This is a genomic window from Vibrio sp. SG41-7 (genome assembly GCF_014164465.1).
Classification (GTDB): Bacteria; Pseudomonadota; Gammaproteobacteria; order Enterobacterales; family Vibrionaceae; genus Vibrio; species Vibrio splendidus.
Genome location: NZ_JACJFF010000325.1, coordinates 1 through 749 on the forward strand (window position 1 = coordinate 1; position 749 = coordinate 749).

Below are 749 nucleotides of genomic sequence, written 5' to 3' on the forward strand. Positions count from 1 at the left end.
GAACCGGCGACGGTGTCGCCTGAGCGGCCTACGGCCGAAAACAAAGAGACTCAACCTACTAGGGTGCTTTACATGGATCGTATATTCTATAGGTCATGCATCCGAATAAGCCCATCAAACAACTCTTCAATGCCAACGATACTTGGCTGAACTACCTCAATAAGTACCGAGAAACCCTCAGAACCGTCGTCATTGAAAACGTCACCAAGATGCTCGCTTGCAGTACCGCTGCTTTTGGCTCTAAAGAGTATCGATGCAGTCATGCTGACTGCACCCATCACAAATACATTCACCAGACGTGCAAATCTCGCTTTTGCAGTAGTTGTGGCATAAAAGCCACAGAGCGGTGGATACGAAAGCAACAACATGTCTTTCCTGAGTGTGAGTATCAACACGTTACGTTGACGCTTCCTCACACGCTGTGGCCAATCTTTCGGGAGAACCGCTTTCTTCTCAATCATCTCTTTAGCTGTGCAGCCAAAATCTTTTTAGGATGGGCAAAGCAACTCGATATCGATATTGGCGTGTTCTGCGCACTTCATACCTACGGGAGAAAGCTGAATTGGAATGTGCACATCCACTTATCTGTCACCCGCGGGGGCTTATGCAAGAGGACAGGTCTATGTAGAGTAGGTCACTGGCTTCGGCACAACCCTTATCCAGCGACCCCTCTTCAATTCCGTGCATGAGGTTTTCCCTCACACGGCTTTCACATAAATGTTCACCCGCTCACCTTCACAGTTTTCGCC

At 48.6% G+C, this 749-nt stretch carries 1 pseudogene; it reads left to right on the plus strand.

Going from position 1 to position 749, the window contains the following annotated elements:
* Nucleotides 1-95 precede the first annotated feature (95 nt).
* Nucleotides 96-623 (plus strand): annotated as a pseudogene (locus tag H5300_RS26930) (transposase zinc-binding domain-containing protein); the annotation flags it as partial.
* Nucleotides 624-749: the final 126 nt, after the last annotated feature.